General features: G+C 61.6%; 18 protein-coding genes. 7 read left to right on the top strand and 11 right to left on the bottom strand.

Going from position 1 to position 18,179, the window contains the following annotated elements; translation table 11 throughout:
* Nucleotides 1–15: 15 nt before the first annotated feature.
* The 3 genes from CAF79_RS16550 to CAF79_RS16540 form a co-directional block, all read right to left on the bottom strand.
* The gene (locus CAF79_RS16550) at nt 16–969 is read right to left on the bottom strand and encodes a class I SAM-dependent methyltransferase (RefSeq protein ID WP_085698683.1); all 954 of its coding nucleotides are present in this window, start codon (nt 967–969) and stop codon (nt 16–18) included.
* A 10-nt stretch (nt 970–979) separates the two neighbouring features.
* A complete protein-coding gene (locus CAF79_RS16545; RefSeq protein ID WP_085698681.1) occupies nt 980–2,356 on the bottom strand; it encodes an iron-containing redox enzyme family protein in 1,377 nt (458 codons plus the stop codon).
* A 167-nt stretch (nt 2,357–2,523) separates the two neighbouring features.
* Nucleotides 2,524–3,246 carry a tellurite resistance TerB family protein gene (locus tag CAF79_RS16540; RefSeq protein WP_085698679.1) on the bottom strand — a complete coding sequence of 241 codons (723 nt, stop codon included), beginning with the start codon at nt 3,244–3,246 and terminating at the stop codon, nt 2,524–2,526.
* 259 nt (nt 3,247–3,505) lie between these two features.
* On the opposite strand from CAF79_RS16540, the gene pcsA reads away from it, so the two are divergent.
* A complete protein-coding gene (gene pcsA, locus CAF79_RS16535) occupies nt 3,506–4,228 on the top strand; it encodes a phosphatidylcholine synthase (protein WP_041475528.1) in 723 nt (240 codons plus the stop codon).
* Between the two features lie 114 nt (nt 4,229–4,342).
* On the opposite strand, the gene CAF79_RS16530 is transcribed toward pcsA, so the two are convergent.
* From CAF79_RS16530 to CAF79_RS16510, 5 genes are all read right to left on the bottom strand, one after another.
* Nucleotides 4,343–5,155 carry a class I SAM-dependent methyltransferase gene (locus tag CAF79_RS16530; RefSeq protein ID WP_085698677.1) on the bottom strand — a complete coding sequence of 271 codons (813 nt, stop codon included), beginning with the start codon at nt 5,153–5,155 and terminating at the stop codon, nt 4,343–4,345.
* Between the two features lie 25 nt (nt 5,156–5,180).
* Nucleotides 5,181–5,453: a DUF4242 domain-containing protein gene (locus tag CAF79_RS16525; protein WP_085698675.1), complete on the bottom strand. Its 273-nt coding sequence runs from the start codon at nt 5,451–5,453 to the stop codon at nt 5,181–5,183.
* 221 nt (nt 5,454–5,674) lie between these two features.
* Nucleotides 5,675–6,889 carry a cytochrome c biogenesis protein DipZ gene (locus CAF79_RS16520; RefSeq protein ID WP_085698674.1) on the bottom strand — a complete coding sequence of 405 codons (1,215 nt, stop codon included), beginning with the start codon at nt 6,887–6,889 and terminating at the stop codon, nt 5,675–5,677.
* Nucleotides 6,890–6,966: 77 nt separating this feature from the next.
* Nucleotides 6,967–7,263 carry a hypothetical protein gene (locus CAF79_RS16515; RefSeq protein ID WP_085698673.1) on the bottom strand — a complete coding sequence of 99 codons (297 nt, stop codon included), beginning with the start codon at nt 7,261–7,263 and terminating at the stop codon, nt 6,967–6,969.
* Nucleotides 7,264–7,293: 30 nt separating this feature from the next.
* Nucleotides 7,294–7,563 carry a DUF2790 domain-containing protein gene (locus tag CAF79_RS16510; protein WP_085698672.1) on the bottom strand — a complete coding sequence of 90 codons (270 nt, stop codon included), beginning with the start codon at nt 7,561–7,563 and terminating at the stop codon, nt 7,294–7,296.
* 306 nt (nt 7,564–7,869) lie between these two features.
* Between CAF79_RS16510 and CAF79_RS16505 the strand changes: the two genes are divergently transcribed.
* The 4 genes from CAF79_RS16505 (at nt 7,870) to CAF79_RS16490 (ending at nt 13,348) form a co-directional block, all read left to right on the top strand.
* Complete coding sequence (locus tag CAF79_RS16505) at nt 7,870–8,610, top strand: response regulator (protein WP_085698671.1); 741 nt, start codon at nt 7,870–7,872, stop codon at nt 8,608–8,610.
* Entirely contained in the window at nt 8,607–9,914 is a 1,308-nt protein-coding gene (locus tag CAF79_RS16500) for a HAMP domain-containing sensor histidine kinase (protein WP_085698670.1), read from the top strand. The genes CAF79_RS16505 and CAF79_RS16500 overlap by 4 nt, the downstream gene beginning before the upstream one ends.
* A gap of 229 nt (nt 9,915–10,143) precedes the next feature.
* Nucleotides 10,144–12,327: a hypothetical protein gene (locus CAF79_RS16495; protein WP_085698669.1), complete on the top strand. Its 2,184-nt coding sequence runs from the start codon at nt 10,144–10,146 to the stop codon at nt 12,325–12,327.
* The gene (locus CAF79_RS16490) at nt 12,314–13,348 is read left to right on the top strand and encodes an NAD(P)/FAD-dependent oxidoreductase (RefSeq protein ID WP_085698908.1); all 1,035 of its coding nucleotides are present in this window, start codon (nt 12,314–12,316) and stop codon (nt 13,346–13,348) included. Before CAF79_RS16495 ends, CAF79_RS16490 begins: the two co-directional genes overlap by 14 nt.
* A 1-nt stretch (nt 13,349) precedes the next feature.
* Here the strand turns inward: CAF79_RS16490 and CAF79_RS16485 are convergent, their stop codons facing one another.
* Together CAF79_RS16485 and CAF79_RS16480 are read right to left on the bottom strand one after the other, a co-directional pair.
* Nucleotides 13,350–14,099 carry a DUF2063 domain-containing protein gene (locus CAF79_RS16485; RefSeq protein ID WP_085698668.1) on the bottom strand — a complete coding sequence of 250 codons (750 nt, stop codon included), beginning with the start codon at nt 14,097–14,099 and terminating at the stop codon, nt 13,350–13,352.
* A complete protein-coding gene (locus tag CAF79_RS16480; protein WP_085698667.1) occupies nt 14,092–14,931 on the bottom strand; it encodes a DUF692 domain-containing protein in 840 nt (279 codons plus the stop codon). Before CAF79_RS16480 ends, CAF79_RS16485 begins: the two co-directional genes overlap by 8 nt.
* A gap of 305 nt (nt 14,932–15,236) precedes the next feature.
* On the opposite strand from CAF79_RS16480, the gene CAF79_RS16475 reads away from it, so the two are divergent.
* Together CAF79_RS16475 and CAF79_RS16470 are read left to right on the top strand one after the other, a co-directional pair.
* Nucleotides 15,237–16,283 (top strand): class I SAM-dependent methyltransferase, encoded by a 1,047-nt coding sequence (locus tag CAF79_RS16475; RefSeq protein ID WP_085698666.1) that lies wholly within the window; start codon nt 15,237–15,239, stop codon nt 16,281–16,283.
* Between the two features lie 81 nt (nt 16,284–16,364).
* Nucleotides 16,365–17,213 (top strand): NAD-dependent protein deacetylase, encoded by an 849-nt coding sequence (locus tag CAF79_RS16470; protein ID WP_085698665.1) that lies wholly within the window; start codon nt 16,365–16,367, stop codon nt 17,211–17,213.
* On the opposite strand, the gene CAF79_RS16465 is transcribed toward CAF79_RS16470, so the two are convergent.
* On the bottom strand, nt 17,197–18,075 hold the full coding sequence (locus CAF79_RS16465) for a LysR family transcriptional regulator (RefSeq protein ID WP_085698664.1): 879 nt from the start codon (nt 18,073–18,075) through the stop codon (nt 17,197–17,199). The two genes, CAF79_RS16470 and CAF79_RS16465, sit on opposite strands and share 17 nt — an antisense overlap.
* Nucleotides 18,076–18,179: the final 104 nt, after the last annotated feature.

Below are 18,179 nucleotides of genomic sequence, written 5' to 3'. Positions count from 1 at the left end.
TGCACCTGCCTTGTTTCAGCCAGTTCGAGTCACAGTCAGTGCTACCACGGCAATCCGGTCGACGCGCTGATAGCCTGGATTGAGCAATTCTTCACCAAACACATCGGGATCGAGTTCGCGATAGGTCCAGGCGAAGCGTTTTTCATCCAGCCGTGGCAATACCGTATCGAGGAAGGGATCGCGGCCATCGACCATCGCCACACCGGTATACAGCAGCAACGAGCCGCCGGGGCTCAGGCGATTGAGCGCCTGTTCGACGATCCGCAGTGACAGCCCCGCCCCCAGTGTCCCGCCACCGTGGCGGTAAGCTCGCCCGGCCGGATCGGCCATGTAGGGCGGGTTGGCGACGATCAGGTCGAATTCGCCGTCGACGCCTTGCAGCACATCGCTGGTACGCACTTCGACATTGGCCACTTCGGCCAGCGCCGCGTTGATCGTGGTCAGGCGCAACGCGGCGGGATTGATATCGACGGCCAGCACTTGCGCTTCTCGCCGGGCTCGGCCAATCAGGATCGCGCCGACTCCGGCGCCGCAACCGATATCCACCGCACGGTGGATGGGCGCAAAGTTCTGCTGCAAATGGCTGTGGATCAGTTGAGCAAAGCGATAGGTGTCCGGGCCGAAGAACACCGAATCGGCGGCATCGGTCGGAAATCCGGAATGCACGAAAAGCAGGTCATCCAGACTCGACCAGCGCACACGGCTCTTCAAGCGCCCGTCGAACTGATCGATCACTTGGGCGTCCTGCAATTGCCGCTGTTCATCGGCAGATAGAAGGCCCGGTTCGAACGGGCGCGACCATCCGAATACATCCCGCAGGCAATCGGCGGCCTGCCCTTCGTCGCGCTGGTTGACCCGTTGATGGGTCAGCGGCGTCGGGGTGATGAAACGATAGCCGTCGGCCTGCAGGCGCCTACCCAGTTGCAGCAGCACAAGGTCGTTGGCGGTCAGTTGTTCTTCCTGATTCATTGATGATTCCTTAACGCTGGCCGGATTTGAGTTGGATGAAACGACGAGTAGCGAGCAGCCCGGCCGGATGTGCGTGCCGGGCCGGCGCAAGCCAGGGGATCAACGTCGCGATTTGGGTGTGCGCGTCCTGTCCCGGCAGTGCCGCATTCAGTTGCTGCACATCGGGGTCCTGTTCAGGCACCTCGATCCGCGCAGGGGCCGAGGGGCGGCGGCGGAACGCGACGGGTTTGTCCGCAGAAATCCAGTCACCGGCAATCCAGTCGTGTACCAGTTGTTTTTCATAAGCGCTGAACACGCCGAACATCGCCGCACCATCGCCATCGATCAACTGCCAGAAGCGACTGCCCTGTGGATCTTCGTGGCGCTTGATCCAGCCCTTGTTCTGCATGGCTTGCAGGAAGCCGGACAACTGCTGCGGGTCGGCCAGCCATTGATTGACGGTCTTGCCTTCGAAGCGGCAATAGTCGGAGTGCATGTGCTGAGCAAACGGACACTTGCGCTCAAGCATCGCCAACAACTCGCGCTCCAGGTCGAACCCCTCGATGATTGCGCGGCTGCCCTGACCCAGGTCATTGAGTCGATAGCCCAGCGAGACCCGACGCAGGAAATCGCTGCGATCAGCCTCCAGAGGCAGCAGATCAAGCACGGCCTGAACGGCTTTCTGTGCGTGGCCGGTACTGGCGTTGTCGATGGTGACGTGCAGGGTGAAATAGTAAGGATCGATCCCCAGTTCACTCAGTTCGTAGCTGCTGATCAACAGATGCAGTGGCAATTGCTCGTAGCCAAGGTTGTAACCGATCACCTCTGGCAGAAAATCCATGCCGCAGGCGCCGAGGGCCAATTGCAGCGCGCCTTGCAGGTAACGTTCGTCAGGCAGCGGGCTGCCAGGTTCCAGACCGTGTTCGGCGAGCAATTGCCGGTAGATCACCACGTGATTCTGCGCCGGATTGCCCTCGCCCAATTCTTCAAGACAGGTGCTGATCAGAGTGCTGAATCGCGGATCGCGCCACTGTCCCAGCAAGCCGTAAAGCCAGGCGCCGTCGACCAGTTTGGTCGGCGCCACCGCTTGCAGAAAATACAGTGCATGAGCCTTGCAACTGAAAAACTGCCGCGCTCCTCCTGCTTTGCGTTGTTGCAGGTAGTCGGCATATTGCCGGGCAACATCGGCACAGTGCTGCGCCACCCAGGCATGCCAGAGCGCCGGATCGGTCGGCAGTTCTTCCTTCAATTGCGCGGCGCTTTTCAGATGGTGCTGCAAAAAAGCCTGCGCCAGGGGCTGAGTATCTTCATCGGACAACAGCGCTTCATGGATACGCCGCCACTCACCCAGTGAGTCGAGCGGTTGCGATTGGGCAGATTCATCTTGCAGGCGTGTCAGGACAGTCATGGCAATATTCTCGATCGATTGGCAGGACGCTCAGTCACTCGCCTCTACTGCAGCAGAGAGGCCTGGCGCGTCAAAAATTCAATCGGCTTGAAAATTGCCCTGACGGACGGAGCCTTCGACGCGCTCCTTGCTTGAACAGAACGGTCGAAGGCTGTGGGACGGGATGGTCAGGCCTCGCCCTTGGCCTGCTGCTCCAGGTGAACCTGCAACTGGGGGTCGATCTGCAACGCCGCCGCCAGTTCATCCAGATAATTGCGCTCGGCGTCCTGCTGATCGTCAACCAGCATCACGCTGGCCAGGTACATTTCGGCGGCCATGGCCGGATCATTCTGCGCCGCCTGGGCGACTTCGGTGGCATTCAGGGGTTTGGCGACTTCGTCGTCGAGCCATTGCTGCAAGTTCGGGTCGTCGGTATGGCGGCCGATTTCGCTGCTGATCAGGTGCTTTTCCGACTCGTCGATCCGCCCGTCAGCCTTGGCTGCAGCGATCAACGCGCGCAAAACAGCGTGGCTGTGTTCTTCGACTTGCGGGCCGGACAACAGGTCCGCGGTTTGCGGGGTTTGCGGCGGCGCAGCAGAAGCCTGACTGCGTTGCCAGGCCTGATACGCCTGGAACGCCATCATGCCCAGCGAAGCCAGAGCCGCATAATTGGTGCCGCCGGAACGACGCTGCGCCCCGCCGCCCAGCGCCCCGCCGCCTCCGAGCAGTCCACCGAGCAACCCGCCCAGGCCACCCAGCCCGCCGGCAGGAGAACCGCCGCCGCTGGTACCGCCACCGCCCAGCAGACCACCGAGCAATCCGCCCAGTCCGCCGCCGTTCGACGCGCCACCTTGTTGTCCTGCCGAGGCCTGGCCTCGCAGCAGTTGTTCAAGCAGATCACTGGTGTTCATGACGTCGTCCTCAGGCAAAGGTGCATGACTGCGTCAGGCAACGATAGTCCGCTTGATGCGATGTGCCAGCACCGTTGGGCTGACGTGGCCATGGGCGAGTGATTCTGCAGAGATTTTTTTCCCCGGCCAGCTAATCTTCATGAACGGGTGAACCTTGACCCGGCCCGACCGGTCGATACCTGCAACCCGACCCGGTTAGTCGCCACCCTTGCTGCGCAAAGGTTTACGCGGCTTGCTGCACTTTCTGGAGAACGCCTTCGTGATATCGACCGTCCACATCGCCAGGCTCAAGGCCTGGGGCGCCCATGGTTTCACCGCGACCGGCGTGGTCACCGCTTTTCTGGCCACCCTTGCCCTGCTGGAAAACCAGCCGATCCACTGCCTGATGTGGCTGGGCGTGGCGCTGATCGTCGACGGCCTCGACGGGGCACTGGCGCGCAAGGTCAACGTGCAGTCGGTGCTGCCGAGTTTCGACGGATCGATCCTCGATCTGGTGATCGATTACCTGACCTACGTGTTCATCCCGGCACTGTTCATCTATCGCTACATTCCCCTGCCCGACTACACCCTGTTGCTGACCGTGTCGTTGATTCTGGTGTCTTCGCTGTTCTGCTTCTGCAACGTCAACATGAAGAGCAAGGACAACTATTTCGTCGGCTTCCCCGCCGCGTGGAACGTGGTTGCCTTGTGTCTGTACATCATCGATCCGGGGCCGTGGCTCACTTTCCTGACAGTGATCGGCCTGGCGCTGCTGACCGTGACCCGCATGAAATTCCTGCACCCATTCCGGGTACGCCGGTTCATGCCGATCAACATTGCGGTGACGGCAATCTGGCTGCTGTGCAGTCTGTCGCTGGTGCTGAACCACCCGGTGATCAACCCGCTGGTGATGGGCCTGTGGCTACTGGCGTCGGCTTACTTCCTCGGCATCTGCATCTGGCGCACAGCGCTGGAGTGGTTTGACGGTGCGCATCTGAAATAGAAGCCCTGTCGGGATCCCTGTGGGAGCGAGCTTGCTCGCGAATGCGGCGTGTCAGCCAACAGAGATGTTGAATGTCAGTCTGCATTCGCGAGCAAGCTCGCTCCCACAATGGCTTCAGCGTTTGGTGATGACTACCTCCAGATACTCACTCGGTACCACCATCGATCCCGCCCCCGCCCGATTCAGTCCGTCGATCAGTTGCGTCAATTCCCCTTCCAGCGCCTGCCCGCTCTCCGGCGGCAATGCCGCGAACGCCTTGTGCACCGGGCCGTACCAGTGGCGAAACACATCAATGAAATGCGCCGCCGAGCGATAGCGGAAGTTGAAGTGACGGCGAGTCACCTGCACCTGAAATTGGCGATCATCGAAGTGCGAATGCAGCCAGGCTTCCGCGCCCCAGTTTGAAGGTGGTTGCGCAACGGGGGGCGGTGGCAGGTAGCGGCCGAGGATCTTGAACATCTGGCCGACGAAGCCTTCCGGCGTCCAGTTGGCCAGGCCGATCCGTCCGCCACGGCGACAGACCCGACCCAGCTCCCTGGCCGCCTTGGCCTGATCCGGGGCAAACATCACGCCGAAGGTCGACAGCACTGCGTCAAAACTGGAATCGGCGAACGGCAACGCTTCGGCATCGGCAACCTGAAAGGTCACGTCCAGATGCTCGGCGCGCGCCCGGTCCTGGCCACGCTCCAGCAGCGCCGCGACATAGTCGGTGGACGTCACCAGACAACCCCGGCGCGCCGCCGCCAGCGTGGCATTGCCATTGCCGGCGGCGACGTCCAGCACTTCTTCATCGCAGCGCAGGTCACAGGCCTCGGCGAGTGTTTCGCCGACGATCTGCAACGTGGTGCCGATCACGGCGTAGTCACCACTGGCCCAGGCGACTTTCTGGCGTTCCTTCAGGGCAGTGAGATCAATGGGGGTACTCATGAATGGATGCTCCACAGCACAGGGATCATTCGGCAGTCGTCGGATCGATAATGCTCGTCACCCGGGACACGCTGTTGGCCGGAAATCCCCCACGCTTTGCGTGTTCACGTACCTGTTCTTCGTTGGGTGCGATGTACACGCAATAGATCTTGTCGGCAGTCACATAACTGTGCAGCCACTGCACCTCTGGCCCGAGTTCACGCAGCACGTTGCAGGACGTTTGCGATACGGCCTTGAGTTCTTGCTCCGATAGCTTTCCGGCTCCTGGAATCTCGCGTTCAATCACGAATTTCGGCATGGCAACCTCGCTTTCTTTTTATGGGTGTCAGAGCCATCGACGGCCCTGCTCCCCCACTATCGCGCTGGCGCCGTGCGGCGTCCCTGCCAATCGTCCGGAGAGCCCGTAAAAACGGGCGCTGGCCGATGAATGGCGGGATTTTGTAAAGGCCCCGAAACACTGTCGGGGACAACGAACAATGGCTCATGGTGCGAGACCTGTGAGCCATTGAGTTTTGCGGTTTACGCAGCCGGCGCCTTGGCCTCTTTGAGCAGTTGCTGAATCATCTGCTCCTGCGCCTGGTAACTGCCTTCGCCAAAGTGGGTGTAACGCACCTGCCCCTTGGCGTCGACCAGGTAATGCGCCGGCCAGTACTGGTTATCGAAGTTGCGCCAGATTGTGTAATTGTTGTCGATGGCCACCGGGTAGGTGATGCCGAGCTTCTTCACTTGATCCTTGACGTTGTCGATGATCCGCTCGTAACCGTATTCCGGGGTGTGCACGCCGATCACTACCAGACCGTCCTTGCCGTACTTCTTCTCCCACTCCTTCACGTACGGCAGGGTGTGCTGGCAGTTGATGCAGTCATACGTCCAGAAGTCCACCAGCACCACTTTGCCGCGCAAGGACTCGGCCGTCAGTTCCGGCGAGTTCAGCCATTGCACCGCGCCGGACAGCGACGGCATCGCACCTCTGCCGGCCTCGTCTTCGGTCGAGTCCGCACGGACTTTGCTGACGAAGTAGTCCACCACCTTCGGCACGTTTTCCAGCACGCTTTTTTCGACCGTGGCCACGCCTTGGGACGAAGTGTTGGCCAGCAGCAAATTGTCCGCACCGGTGGCGATCACCGCCGCTGTCGCCAACACCGCAACACCCGCACCACGGCGGAACCAGCCAGTGAACGGAATCGACGGTTTCAGCCGGTTGACCAGGCCGCGACCGGCGAAAATCAGCGTCCCCAGCGACAGCGCACTGCCGGCGCCGTAGGCCAGCAGCAACAGGCTGGTCTGGGCGTTGGCGCCTTGCAGCATGGCACCGGTGAGAATCACACCGAGAATCGGGCCGGCGCACGGCGCCCACAACAGACCGGTGGCCACGCCGATCATGATCGAGGCCATGGGGCCGGTCTTTTTCCGGCTGTCCGGATCGAGACGATTGCCCAGCAGCACGAAGGGCCGCGCCAGCCAGTCACCGATGCGCGCGGAAATCAGTGACAGCGCAAACAGCACCATCACCACCAGCGCGATGTGGCGACCGGTATTGCTGGCCTGAATGACCCACTCGCTGCTGACCACCGCCAGGCTGGAGACAATGGCGAAAGTCAGGGCCATCCCGCCGAGGGTCAGCAGAATCGACGAACGGGTGCGGTCGGCACCGGCAAACAGAAACGGCACCACCGGCAGGATGCACGGACTGAGGACAGTCAACAGACCGCCCAGGAAAGCGATGAGAAACATGAGGTTCACCTTTTGAATGAAGGGTGTTCTGTCGACTGGATCGGGGGCCGTCTGTTACAGGCAGCCCCCTTCAATCCTCAAGCCGTCCGGCTTTCCAGCCACTGGCTTTGCGGCGTACGGCTGGCACCGTTTTCCGCCACCATCTGGCCTTGCGGCGTATGGCTGGAACCGTCGGCGGCCACCATCTGCCCCTGCGGTGTGCGGCTGGCGCCGTCGGCGGCGATCAGAGCGTCGCTGCCCGGTTTGGCCACCGGGGCCAGTTGAAAGCAGGTGCTGCTGCCACAGCTGTGCTGTTCGACGGCAGCGTTGGCGTGGGCCGCAACGCCGGCGAGGGAGAAGGCAACAGCGGTCAGATAGCGCGATACGTTGTTCATGGCGATGTTCCTTTTATAGAGAGGGAGTAATCAGTTGTCCTGGTTGCAGCCGTCGGCGAATTTGCGGTAGTCGAGCACCTGGGTCTTGCCGGCCGAGTCGAGGTAGGTCAGGCGGGCGTCGACGATGCCGCAGGTCATCGAGTTGTCCTGGGTCAGCGACACCACTTTCTGGATATCCAGGTGACTGCCGTAGGAGTAGGTTTGCGGGGTGACATCGGCTTCGGCGCGGGCCGACAGGGTGCAGATGTTCAAAGCGGCAAACAGGCAAGCGGCAGCGATCGATTTGGTCTTGGTGTTCATGGCGTTTTCCTCGGGGCTTCAATGGTTGAATCGTTGAGTGGGCCGAGGCGTTCTGTGTATGCCTCGATGGAGCTCATTTAAAGCTCGCGAGGTATCGCGCATGTGTCGGCAAATGCCGTGTATAAATCGCTACGTATCCGCGCGCGTGCGGGATACACAGCGATACAAAACCCTGTGAAAATCCGCTTTTTGCGTCGGCGTGTATCCGTCGCAGCGCTGGATACACTGCAATACAAAGGCAGGCAGGCGGCCTCGCGCAGGCTCGATAAACTGCCCGGCAATCCCCTTTTATTGAGGTTTGGCCCCATGGAACATGTCGATCACATCCTGATCGTCGACGACGACCGCGAGATTCGCGAACTGGTCGGCAATTACCTGAAGAAAAACGGCCTGCGCACCACGGTGGTTGCCGATGGCCGCCAGATGCGCAGTTTCCTGGAAGCCAACACCGTCGACCTGATCGTGCTCGACATCATGATGCCCGGCGACGATGGCCTGCTGCTGTGCCGCGAATTGCGCTCGGGCAAACACAAGGCCACGCCGATCCTGATGCTCACCGCGCGCAACGATGAAACCGACCGCATCCTCGGCCTGGAAATGGGCGCCGACGATTACCTGACCAAACCGTTCGCCGCCCGCGAACTGCTGGCGCGGATCAATGCCGTGCTGCGCCGCACACGGATGCTGCCGCCGAATCTGGTGGTGACTGAAAGCGGTCGGCTGCTGGCATTCGGTCGCTGGCAGCTCGACACTTCGGCCCGGCATCTGCTGGACACCGACGGCACCATGGTCGCGCTCAGCGGCGCGGAATACCGTTTGCTGCGGGTGTTCCTCGACCATCCGCAACGGGTGCTCAGCCGCGATCAATTGCTCAACCTGACCCAGGGCCGCGACGCCGATCTGTTCGACCGCTCCATCGATCTGCTGGTCAGCCGTCTGCGCCAGCGCCTGCTGGATGACGCCCGTGAACCGGCCTACATCAAGACCGTGCGCAGCGAAGGCTACGTGTTCTCGTTGCCGGTCGAAGTCCTCGGAGCCCCTGCATGAATGTCGCCCTGCGCTGGCCGCGCACCCTCGCCTCCCGCTTGTCGCTGATTTTCCTGATCGGCCTGATCCTCGCTCAGGCGCTGTCGTTCGGCGCGCAATATTACGAGCGCTACGAAAGCGCGAAGAACACCATGCTCGGCAACCTCGAAACCGACGTCTCGACCTCGATTGCCATCCTCGACCGCCTGCCCGCCGAAGAGCGCCCGATGTGGCTCAAACGCCTGGCTCGCAAGAATTACGGCTATCTGCTGAGCGAAGGCGAACCGGGCACACCGCTGGATCCGCAGGACGTGCCGATTGCCGTCACCTCGATTACCGACGCAATTGGCGAGGCCTATCCGCTGACGTTCACCGATATTCCCGGCCCGATAAAACACTTTCAGGGCCACCTGCGCCTGAGCGACGGCAGCCCGGTGACCATCGATGTGCGCCCGTCGATGGTGCCGCTGTCGCCGTGGCTGCCGGTGGTATTGCTCGGGCAACTGGCGCTGATGCTCGCTTGTACCTGGCTGGCGGTGCGTATCGCCATCCGCCCCCTCACCCGCCTCGCCAACGCCGTGGAAACCCTCGACCCCAACGCCCACCCGATCAACCTCGACGAAAAAGGCCCGAACGAAGTGGCTTACGCCGCCCGCGCTTTCAATTCAATGCAGGCGCGCATTGCCGCGTACCTGAAAGAGCGCATGCAACTGCTCGCGGCGATCTCCCACGACCTGCAAACCCCGATCACCCGCATGAAGCTGCGGGCGGAGTTCATGGACGATTCGGCCGAGAAAGACAAACTGTGGAACGACCTCGGCGAAATGGAACATCTGGTGCGCGAAGGCGTGGCCTACGCCCGCAGCATCCATGGCTCGACCGAGGAAAGCCGGCGTACCAACCTGGATTCGTTCCTCGACAGCCTGGTGTTCGACTATCAGGACATGGGCAAGGAAGTGCAGTTGAGCGGCAAGAGTGAGGCGGTCATCGACACCCGCCCCCACGCCTTGCGCCGGGTGCTGGTCAACCTGACTGACAACGCGCTGAAATTCGCCGGCGCTGCCGAGCTGCTGATTCAGCGCGACGGGACCGGCCTGTCGATCAAGGTCATGGATCGCGGCCCGGGCATCGCCGAAGAAGAACTGGCCCAAGTGATGGAGCCGTTCTACCGCGTGGAAAACTCGCGCAACCGCAGCACCGGCGGCACCGGGCTGGGGCTGGCGATTGCCCAGCAACTGGCGATGGCGCTGGGCGGGTCGCTGACGCTGAGCAATCGCGACGGTGGCGGGTTGTGTGCGGAGCTCAGGTTGCCGCTGCATTCGTGATGTCTGTTTAAACAACACCGACCACCGGACGTCAGGGATGACGTCATATGAAGCCGGCGGCTACACCTCTCTCGGAAATTGGCGATTTTTTTGATCCGGTGCGTGGCTCTATCGTGGGTCACCGCCGCCGCGTTTAGCTCCGTTGGTCGCGACTGTCAGTTCTGTCAGTCGCAATCGTCAACTGATCGGTATGCGATGGCACCTCATACAAACGTATCGTGGAGCACGCATGAATCTGCTCGAATCCGTAACCCGAACCTGTCAGCGATTGGCTGCGGGTGGCTGGCGTTCGCTGATGCTGGCGCACGGCCTGGATATTCTGGCGCCTTCATTGAAGGCAGAACTGCTCAAGCCACTGACCATCAACCGGACTCTCGAAGGTTTCGAGGATTTCTGCCCTGACGGTTACCGCGCCATAGAGCCGGCCCGTCCCGCACAAAGCCTGCTCTACCACGCGCTCGCTTCACCGCGAGTCACGGCTGACGAGACTGGACGGCAACTGCGGGTTTTCCCCACCCATGCTGAAATCGAAACGGTTCTGAACTACGTGTTCGGCATCCAGCCACCCACACTCAACGACCTGATGCAACAGGCTCAATATGCACCACTGTCGGTGGCGGTATTCGCCAGCGAATACCGCTGTGCCGACGACACGGTCCACGGCCAGCATGCCGATTTGTGTTTCTCCCGCACCGGGATAGCTCGCACAGGGACTGCAGCTGCCCGCTATGACGAACGCCTGCGATGCTTCCTGCCCTTCGTTGACGGTGATGCCCACGGGATACGGGTGATGCCGGTGCATTACAGCGCCTATATCGCGGTGCAATTGAAGGGGGATGGCGAGCGTTTCGGGCCCTTGGACTTTCAGGCGGGACTGGATGACGGGCTGGATTTCCAGGTGCCATTGCACAAGCTCTTCAATGGCGTGGAGTGTCTGTCTGGGCTGGATCTGAACCTGACGCTGGGTATCCATCACATCAACGAGAAGATCCGTCATGTGCACTTGCGCCACAGCGGCACTGGCTGGCAGGAACCAGAGATTTCCGAATATCCGTTCATCATCACCGAAGACCTTGCGGGTTGGGCAGCGCAGCCGGATCTGGGGCCGGGAGTTCTGTCTCCCGAGCCCAGGCCACATCTGGTCGAGCTGGCTCATTACAAGGGGCAACCACTGTCGTTCACGATGCCGGCGAACACCGGGGGGATGGTCCATGGCCGACATAAAGTGGGAGTCGATGGCCAGATCGAGGACCTGAATGATCGTGAAGATGTTGCCGAGCTGGTCAGGCAAGGTGGTTACCGTGCCCTGCACTATCAGGATGGCACCGCAGACGGTTATGTCCGGGCAATCTGTCCGCCCCTTACGGACGAGCTGCCATCGAAGGCTGCCTACTCGGTCATCGGCGCCACGGATTACTTTCCGTTTTGTGTTCAGCGCCGGCTCCTGCACTGGGCGAAGGAAGAACCTGCCTTCTCCAGCCCCGATATCTGGCATGCGCGGCTGGAAGCCTTATCTAATGTGCGTAACTGCGCAAACCTTGGTTTGAAAGATCAGCCCTTCACGTCTGAGGATCGCGGGATCACCGCCATCGTGACGCTGCCGCACAAGTCGGCGCCGGGTCCAGCCTCCGGAACCTGGAGTCCCTCGCCCCCTCGCCCGTCTTCGTTACCGGACGCTGCCGCCGGAATTTTTGGTCCGGGCTGGGAGGTCGGTCAGGTCCGTCAGCAAGATATGGATGGAAACTGGATTCATATGCTGGCCGGTTATCAGATGGCGAGCCCCTTCTGTGAAGACAAGCGTATCTGTGCAGCACTCGGTTCCTTCTGGCCAGGCGTTGCGCCGGACTCCGCCCGCACCTTCGAACCACGCTCCAGCCTGCACACCATCATCCCGTTGACCGATGCGGAAACCGGAATCGGCAACGTTGCCTGGGACAACCAGCCATCCCCGCAACTGATACAGGACCACGGCAGCACATTCGTCCGGTACCGCGCCTACGAATACAGCGATTACACACAAGTCGCCCTTGAAAACAGGTTCTCCCTGCAACAGACCGGCGCAATCACTCAGCAGCAATACCAGAACCGGATACTCTCGATGTACCGCGTATACAACGTACTCGGCGCAGGTACCGACAAGCTTTTGCGTCATGCGTGGCCGTTGCTGTCCTTCATCCACGTGCAGCGCCCCGATCCGGAACTTGATTCAGCGCAACAGCAGGTCGGCGTAACGTTGCGCGGGTGGGTCTTTCGCTTCCTGATGTACGAACGCGGCACCGTAAGCACGCCTGCCGAGGACTTCAGATGGAGGGATGTGCAGGTCAAGCGACAAGTGCGACTGTTTGTCAGCGCCGAAGCGATACTGGTCAAACACGAAGATGCTGCGTGGCGACTCGCCGATGAAGCCCTTTGACGTCGTGGTGATCGGCGCCGGTCCGGCAGGCTCTGCGGCGGCGATCAGCTGCGCCCAGCGTGGCCTGCGAACGGCATTGATCGAGCGTGATGAGTTCCCGCGATTTCGCCCCGGAGAAAGCCTGCATCCAGGTGTCGAACCTGTGTTGCAGCAGTTGGGCGTTGCCGGACAACTGTGTGCGCAGGATGCGTTGCGTTTCAGCGGGTACTGCGTGCAATGGCACGAACCGCTGCGCTTCAACGGTTTTGGTAGTGACGACAATGGTCCATGGCAGGGCTTTCAGATTCCCCGTGAAACGCTGGACACGACGTTATTGAAGCAGGCCGCAACGCTTGGAGTGAGGGTGCTTCAGCCGTGTCGCGCACTCGCAGTCCTCAGCGAAAAGCATCGCGTGACCGGCGTGCGAACCGATTCAGGCCCGTTGCACGCCGACTATATGATCGATGCCAGCGGCGCATCCGCCTGGCTTCATCGACAATTGGGGTTGACCATCCGCCACTATTCGCCACGTCTGATTGCGCGTTACGGTTATGTCCGGGGTTGTCCGTCCGTTTATCAGAACGCGCCGCACCTATCGGCGGATCCCAATGGATGGACCTGGATAGCAAAAGTGCAGGCGCATTTGACGCACTGGACGCATCTGACATTCGACGCGCCAGACGTGCACTCCACGGCCGTTCCCCAACCGCTGCAACACTTGCCCATGCACGGCCCCCTCCACGGCGCCGATGTGACGTGGCGCATCAGCACGGCAGCAGCCGGTGGCGGCTACTTTACGGTCGGCGACGCGGCCAGTCAGCTCGACCCGGCATCTTCCCATGGCGTGCTCAAGGCCTTGATGACCGGAATGCAAGCCGCGCAGGCGGTGTGCGACTGCGTCGGGCGGCCCTCCGTGCAATCGTCAGCTCAGAGGCAATACAGCCAATGGCTGGGCGACTGGTTCGAGAAGGACATGGCACAACTTCGTCGCTTCTATCGCCTTCATCCCGATCCGCCGCGCTGGCTGCAACCTCGCGACTGACTCAGACAATGCCGATCACCCGGTCCTCATGCAACTGCCGCAATAACGCCAGGCCGCTGTCCATGAACGACACCGTTCCCGGCAATCCCGCCTCCAGCGCCAACCCTTGCAGTTGCTCGCGACCGCTCAGCAACGGGAACTCCTCGATCCGCTGCAACAACCGCCAGGCCAGCGGGCTCAACTCGGAAAATTTCACACTCCAGTCCGTCGTGCGCCGCACCAGCAAAAGCGTCGGTTGAGCCGGCGGCGTGGCCGGTTGATGATCCGGCCCGAGCATCTGCACCGGCCAGGTGTAAGCCAACGGCCAGGCCAGCGCCGACACCTGCAACGACCGCTCCAGCAAATTCGCCGGATCACTCGCAGGCAAGGCTTCGGCGTCGGACTGCTGCAACACCATTTCCACCCATTCGTAATGCGCCAGTTCCACCAGAAACGCCGGCCACCCGCCCGCGTTCAACACGGCAGGTTCCGAGGCGAGATAGCTGACGAACTCCTCGGCGATCTCGCCGAATTTCGGTGTCTGCGCGCGGTAGTCCCGCAGGAAGCCTCGAATCAATGTGCGCCAGCGCTCCTGACCGATGATCCGGATCAGCACCGGAAACGTGCTGCCCAGCAGTTGCGAGACGTTGTTGAACACCAGGTCGCGATAGACATCGACCCGCGCCGCGTTCATGCCGGCCGGCGGCGCTTCGTGCTCGGGATCGCGCAGATAGCGGGTCAGGGCCTGTTGTTGCAGCAGAAGATTATCCACGCGGGGCTCCTTCGGTTTGCAGGCGGCGGATGGTTTGCAGTTCGGCCACCAGTTCAGAAAACGCCGGGAAATTGAAATCCCGCTCCAACAGCGTCGGCTGCGCGCCAAATCGGGCATAAGCGTCGGCCAGCAACGACCAGACCACCGGTTTGACCGAGGCGCCATGGGTGTCGATTTTCAGCGTGTCGGACTCATCAAAGTGCCCCGCCACGTGCATGCCGACGACCCGGCCCGGTTCAATGGCGGCCAGAAATGCCTGCGGGTCGAAACCATGGTTGATCGAGTTGACGTAGACGTTGTTGACGTCCAGCAGCAGGTCGCAATCGGCCTCACGCAGCACGGCGTTGGTGAAGGTCACTTCGTTCATGTCCTGCCGGGGGGCGGCGTAGTAGGAAACATTTTCCACCGCCAGTCGCCGGCCGAGAATGTCCTGGGCCTGGCGGATCCGCGCGGCGACGTGGTGCACCGCCTCTTCGGTGAACGGCAACGGCAGCAGATCATAGAGATGACCGTCGTCGCTGCAATAGCTCAGGTGTTCGCTGTACAACGGCACTTTGTGATGATCGAGAAAGGCCCGCACTTCCCGGAGGAAACCGACGTCCAGCGGCGCCGAACCACCGAGCGACAACGACAGCCCGTGGCAGGACAACGGATATCGCTCGGCCAGCTCGCGCAGTGCAGCGCCATGGGCTCCGCCGACGCCGATCCAGTTTTCCGGGGCGACCTCGAGAAAGTCAAAATCGCCGGTGCGCGCGGCTTGCAGGTCTTTCATCAGGCCGCGACGCAGGCCGAGCCCGACGCTGGCCTGCAAGGTGGGATGGGGAATCTGCATGGGCAAGTACTCTGTTTGGGAGCCGCCAGATCAGCGACTGACCATTGCAGTTAATGCGCCCACTGTGTCGCTGCTGTGTTCGACCGCCGGAACAATTGGCACCTTGTGTATCCAACAGCCACAGAGATACACAGCGATACATGACCACCACGGATTCCAGCAGCGGCTAGACTCAATCAGTACCCAGTCGAGGGGGCCGCAGGACAGCAGTGTCGCCCTGCCCGTTTCCACGACCACCGCCCGGTGGTGAATGCCTCGACACCCCACCGCCACCGGACTGTGATCCTGTCAAAGGAGCACATGAAATGGACGAGGCCAGACTCAACGAATTCATGGGCAAACTGGTCAACGACATGGGTGGCGCGGCGATGCTCGCCAATGTCATTGTCGGCGAAGAACTCGGCCTCTACCGGGCAATGGCCGACAGTCAGCCGATCAGTCCCGAGTCCCTCGCTGCAAAAACCACCTGCAATCCGCGACTGGTACGCGAATGGCTGAGCGCCCACGCGGCGTCCGGCTATATGGAACACCACGACGGCAAATTCCGTCTGCCGGAAGAACAGGCGCTGGCCCTGGCCAAGGAAGATTCGCCGGTGTACGTGGCCGGCGGGCTCGGCGTGGTGGCGTCGTTTTTCCATGACAAGGACAAACTGGTCAAAGCCATGCGCGGCAACGGCGCCCTGCCCTGGGGCGATCACCATCCGTGCATGTTCACCGGCACCGAGCGCTTCTTCCGGCCAGGCTACAAGGGGCATTTGATTGCCGAATGGTTGCCGTCGCTGAACGGCGTGGTGGCCAAACTTGAAGAAGGCGCCAAGGTCGCCGATGTGGGCTGTGGGCACGGAGCGTCCACGGTGATCATGGCTCAGGCGTATCCCAACTCGCGGTTCGTTGGCTTCGACTATCACGCGCCTTCGATCACCGTCGCCACCCAACGGGCCGAAGAAGGCGGGGTCAGCAGTCGCGCGCGGTTCTTCCAGGGCACGGCGAAAAGCTATCCCGGCGATGACTATGACCTGATCTGTTATTTCGACTGCCTGCACGACATGGGCGACCCGGTCGGTGCGGCGAAGCATGCCTACGATTGTTTGAAGGACGACGGCACGGTGCTGCTGGTCGAGCCGTTTGCCAACGACACCCTGGACGAAAACATCACGCCGGTCGGGCGTTTGTTCTATGCCGCCTCAACGTTCATCTGCACGCCAAACTCGCTGTCCCAGGAAGTGGGCCTCGGCCTCGGTGCGCAGGCGGGCGAGTCGCGCTTGCGCAAAGTGTTCACCGAAGCCGGCTTCAAACACTTCCGGCGGGCAACGCAGACGCCGTTCAACCTGATTCTGGAGGCGAGAAAGTAACCTCGGGCAGCGGACGCCTCTGAAAAGAGGCGTCCGTCGGTGCTAACCTGCAAGGCACTTACAGCCTGCGGAGCGCTGATCATGCTCGACCGTCCCTTCGTCGACCCACTCGATTATCTGCAACAGGCCATGGCCGACGGCGACTTCATTGTGCTGACCGGCGCCGGTATCAGCACGCCGTCGGGCATCCCGGACTACCGCGACACCGACGGTGTGCGCCGTGGCCGGCAGCCGATGATGTACCAGGAATTCCTCGCCGCCCCGCAATCGCGCCGTCGCTACTGGGCGCGGGCCATGCTCGGCTGGCCGCGCGTGCGCCAGGCCCGGCCGAACGCTGCCCATGAAGCGCTGGCCAGCCTGCAAAGCCAGGGGCGGATTGGCGGATTGATCACCCAGAATGTCGACACCCTGCACGATCAGGCCGGCAGTCACGATGTCATCGAACTGCACGGCAGCCTGCACCGGGTGTTGTGTCTGGATTGCGGCCAGCGCAGCGAGCGGGACTCGATTCAGCAATTGATGGAAACGCAGAACCCTTACCTGGCGGGTGTCGATGCCGTGCAGGCACCGGACGGCGATACCTTGCTCGACCCGGCCTTCGAGGCGCGGTTCCAGGTGCCGCATTGTCCGCATTGCGCAGGCGAACGGATGAAGCCGGACGTGGTGTTTTTTGGTGAAAACGTGGCGCAACCGACGGCGGCGCGGGCCATGGCGCTGGCGGAAAATGCCGCCGGGATGCTCGTGGCCGGCTCGTCGCTGATGGCCTATTCGGCGTTTCGCCTGTGCCGGGTGATTGCGGAAAGGGGCAAACCGCTGATTGCGATCAATCTGGGGAAGACCCGGGCGGATGAGTTGCTGGATTTGAAGATTGAGGGGTCGTGCGAACAGTTTCTGCCGCTATTGGCACAACGCCTCAATGCTCAGCCTTAAGGATGTCGAACAACGCCTGAGCCGCTGCCGACAATTCATTCCCCGAATCCGTCAGCACGCCAATCGCCCGCTCCACCACCGGCTCATGCAAGGTCAGGCAATGCGCGCCCAGTTCGCGCATCTGCCCGGCACACAATGCCGGCACCGCACTGACGCCCAGTCCGCTCGCCACCATCCGCCCCACCGTCGCCAGTTGATGGCTTTCAAACTCCACCGGCAGTTTCATCCCTCGGGGCTGCAAGTGTTCTTCCAGCATCACCCGCACCGTGGACGGTCGTTGCAGGGTGATGAACGGTTCCTGCAGCAACGTCTGCCAGTCAATGTCACTGCGCCCCGCCAGCGGCGAATCCTGCGGCACCACCGCGACGAAACGATCCCGGTAAAGCGGCGTGAAGCTCAGCGAAGTGTTCTGCATCGGCTCGAAGGCCACGCCAAGTTCGACCTGACGATCACGAACCATTTCCAGCACTTGCTCATTGATCACGTCGTTGACCGTAACGTTGACGTTCGGATAACGCGCGCGGAAGGTCTTGAGGATCGGCGGCAGCAGGTTGCCGGCAAACGACGGCATCGCCGCCAGCGTGACGCGCCCGCGTTGCAGGCTGAAGCGCTGGCGCATTTCGTCTTCGGCGTTGTCCCAGTCGGCGATCAGGCGCCGGGCCAGCGGCAACAGCGATTCCCCTTCAGGGGTCAGCGCCACGTTGCGGGTGTTGCGGCTGAACAGACGCCCGCCCAGCCCCTCTTCCAGCGCCTTGATGGTCAGGCTCAACGCCGATTGCGACAGGTGCAGGCGCTCGCAAGCCACGGCGAAGCTCAGGCTCTGGGCCACGGCGAGAAAGGCGCGGATCTGCTTGATGGTCATGAACGATTCACTCAAGGGACTAAGCTGAACACCTCATTGATCGTTCCCACGCTCTGCGTGGTAACGCAGCCCGTGACGCTCCGCGTCACTGGGACGCGGAGCGT

The sequence above is a fragment of the Pseudomonas sp. B26(2017) genome (assembly GCF_002113045.1).
Classification (GTDB): Bacteria; Pseudomonadota; Gammaproteobacteria; order Pseudomonadales; family Pseudomonadaceae; genus Aquipseudomonas.
This window is presented reverse-complemented; position numbering and strand designations above follow the sequence as displayed.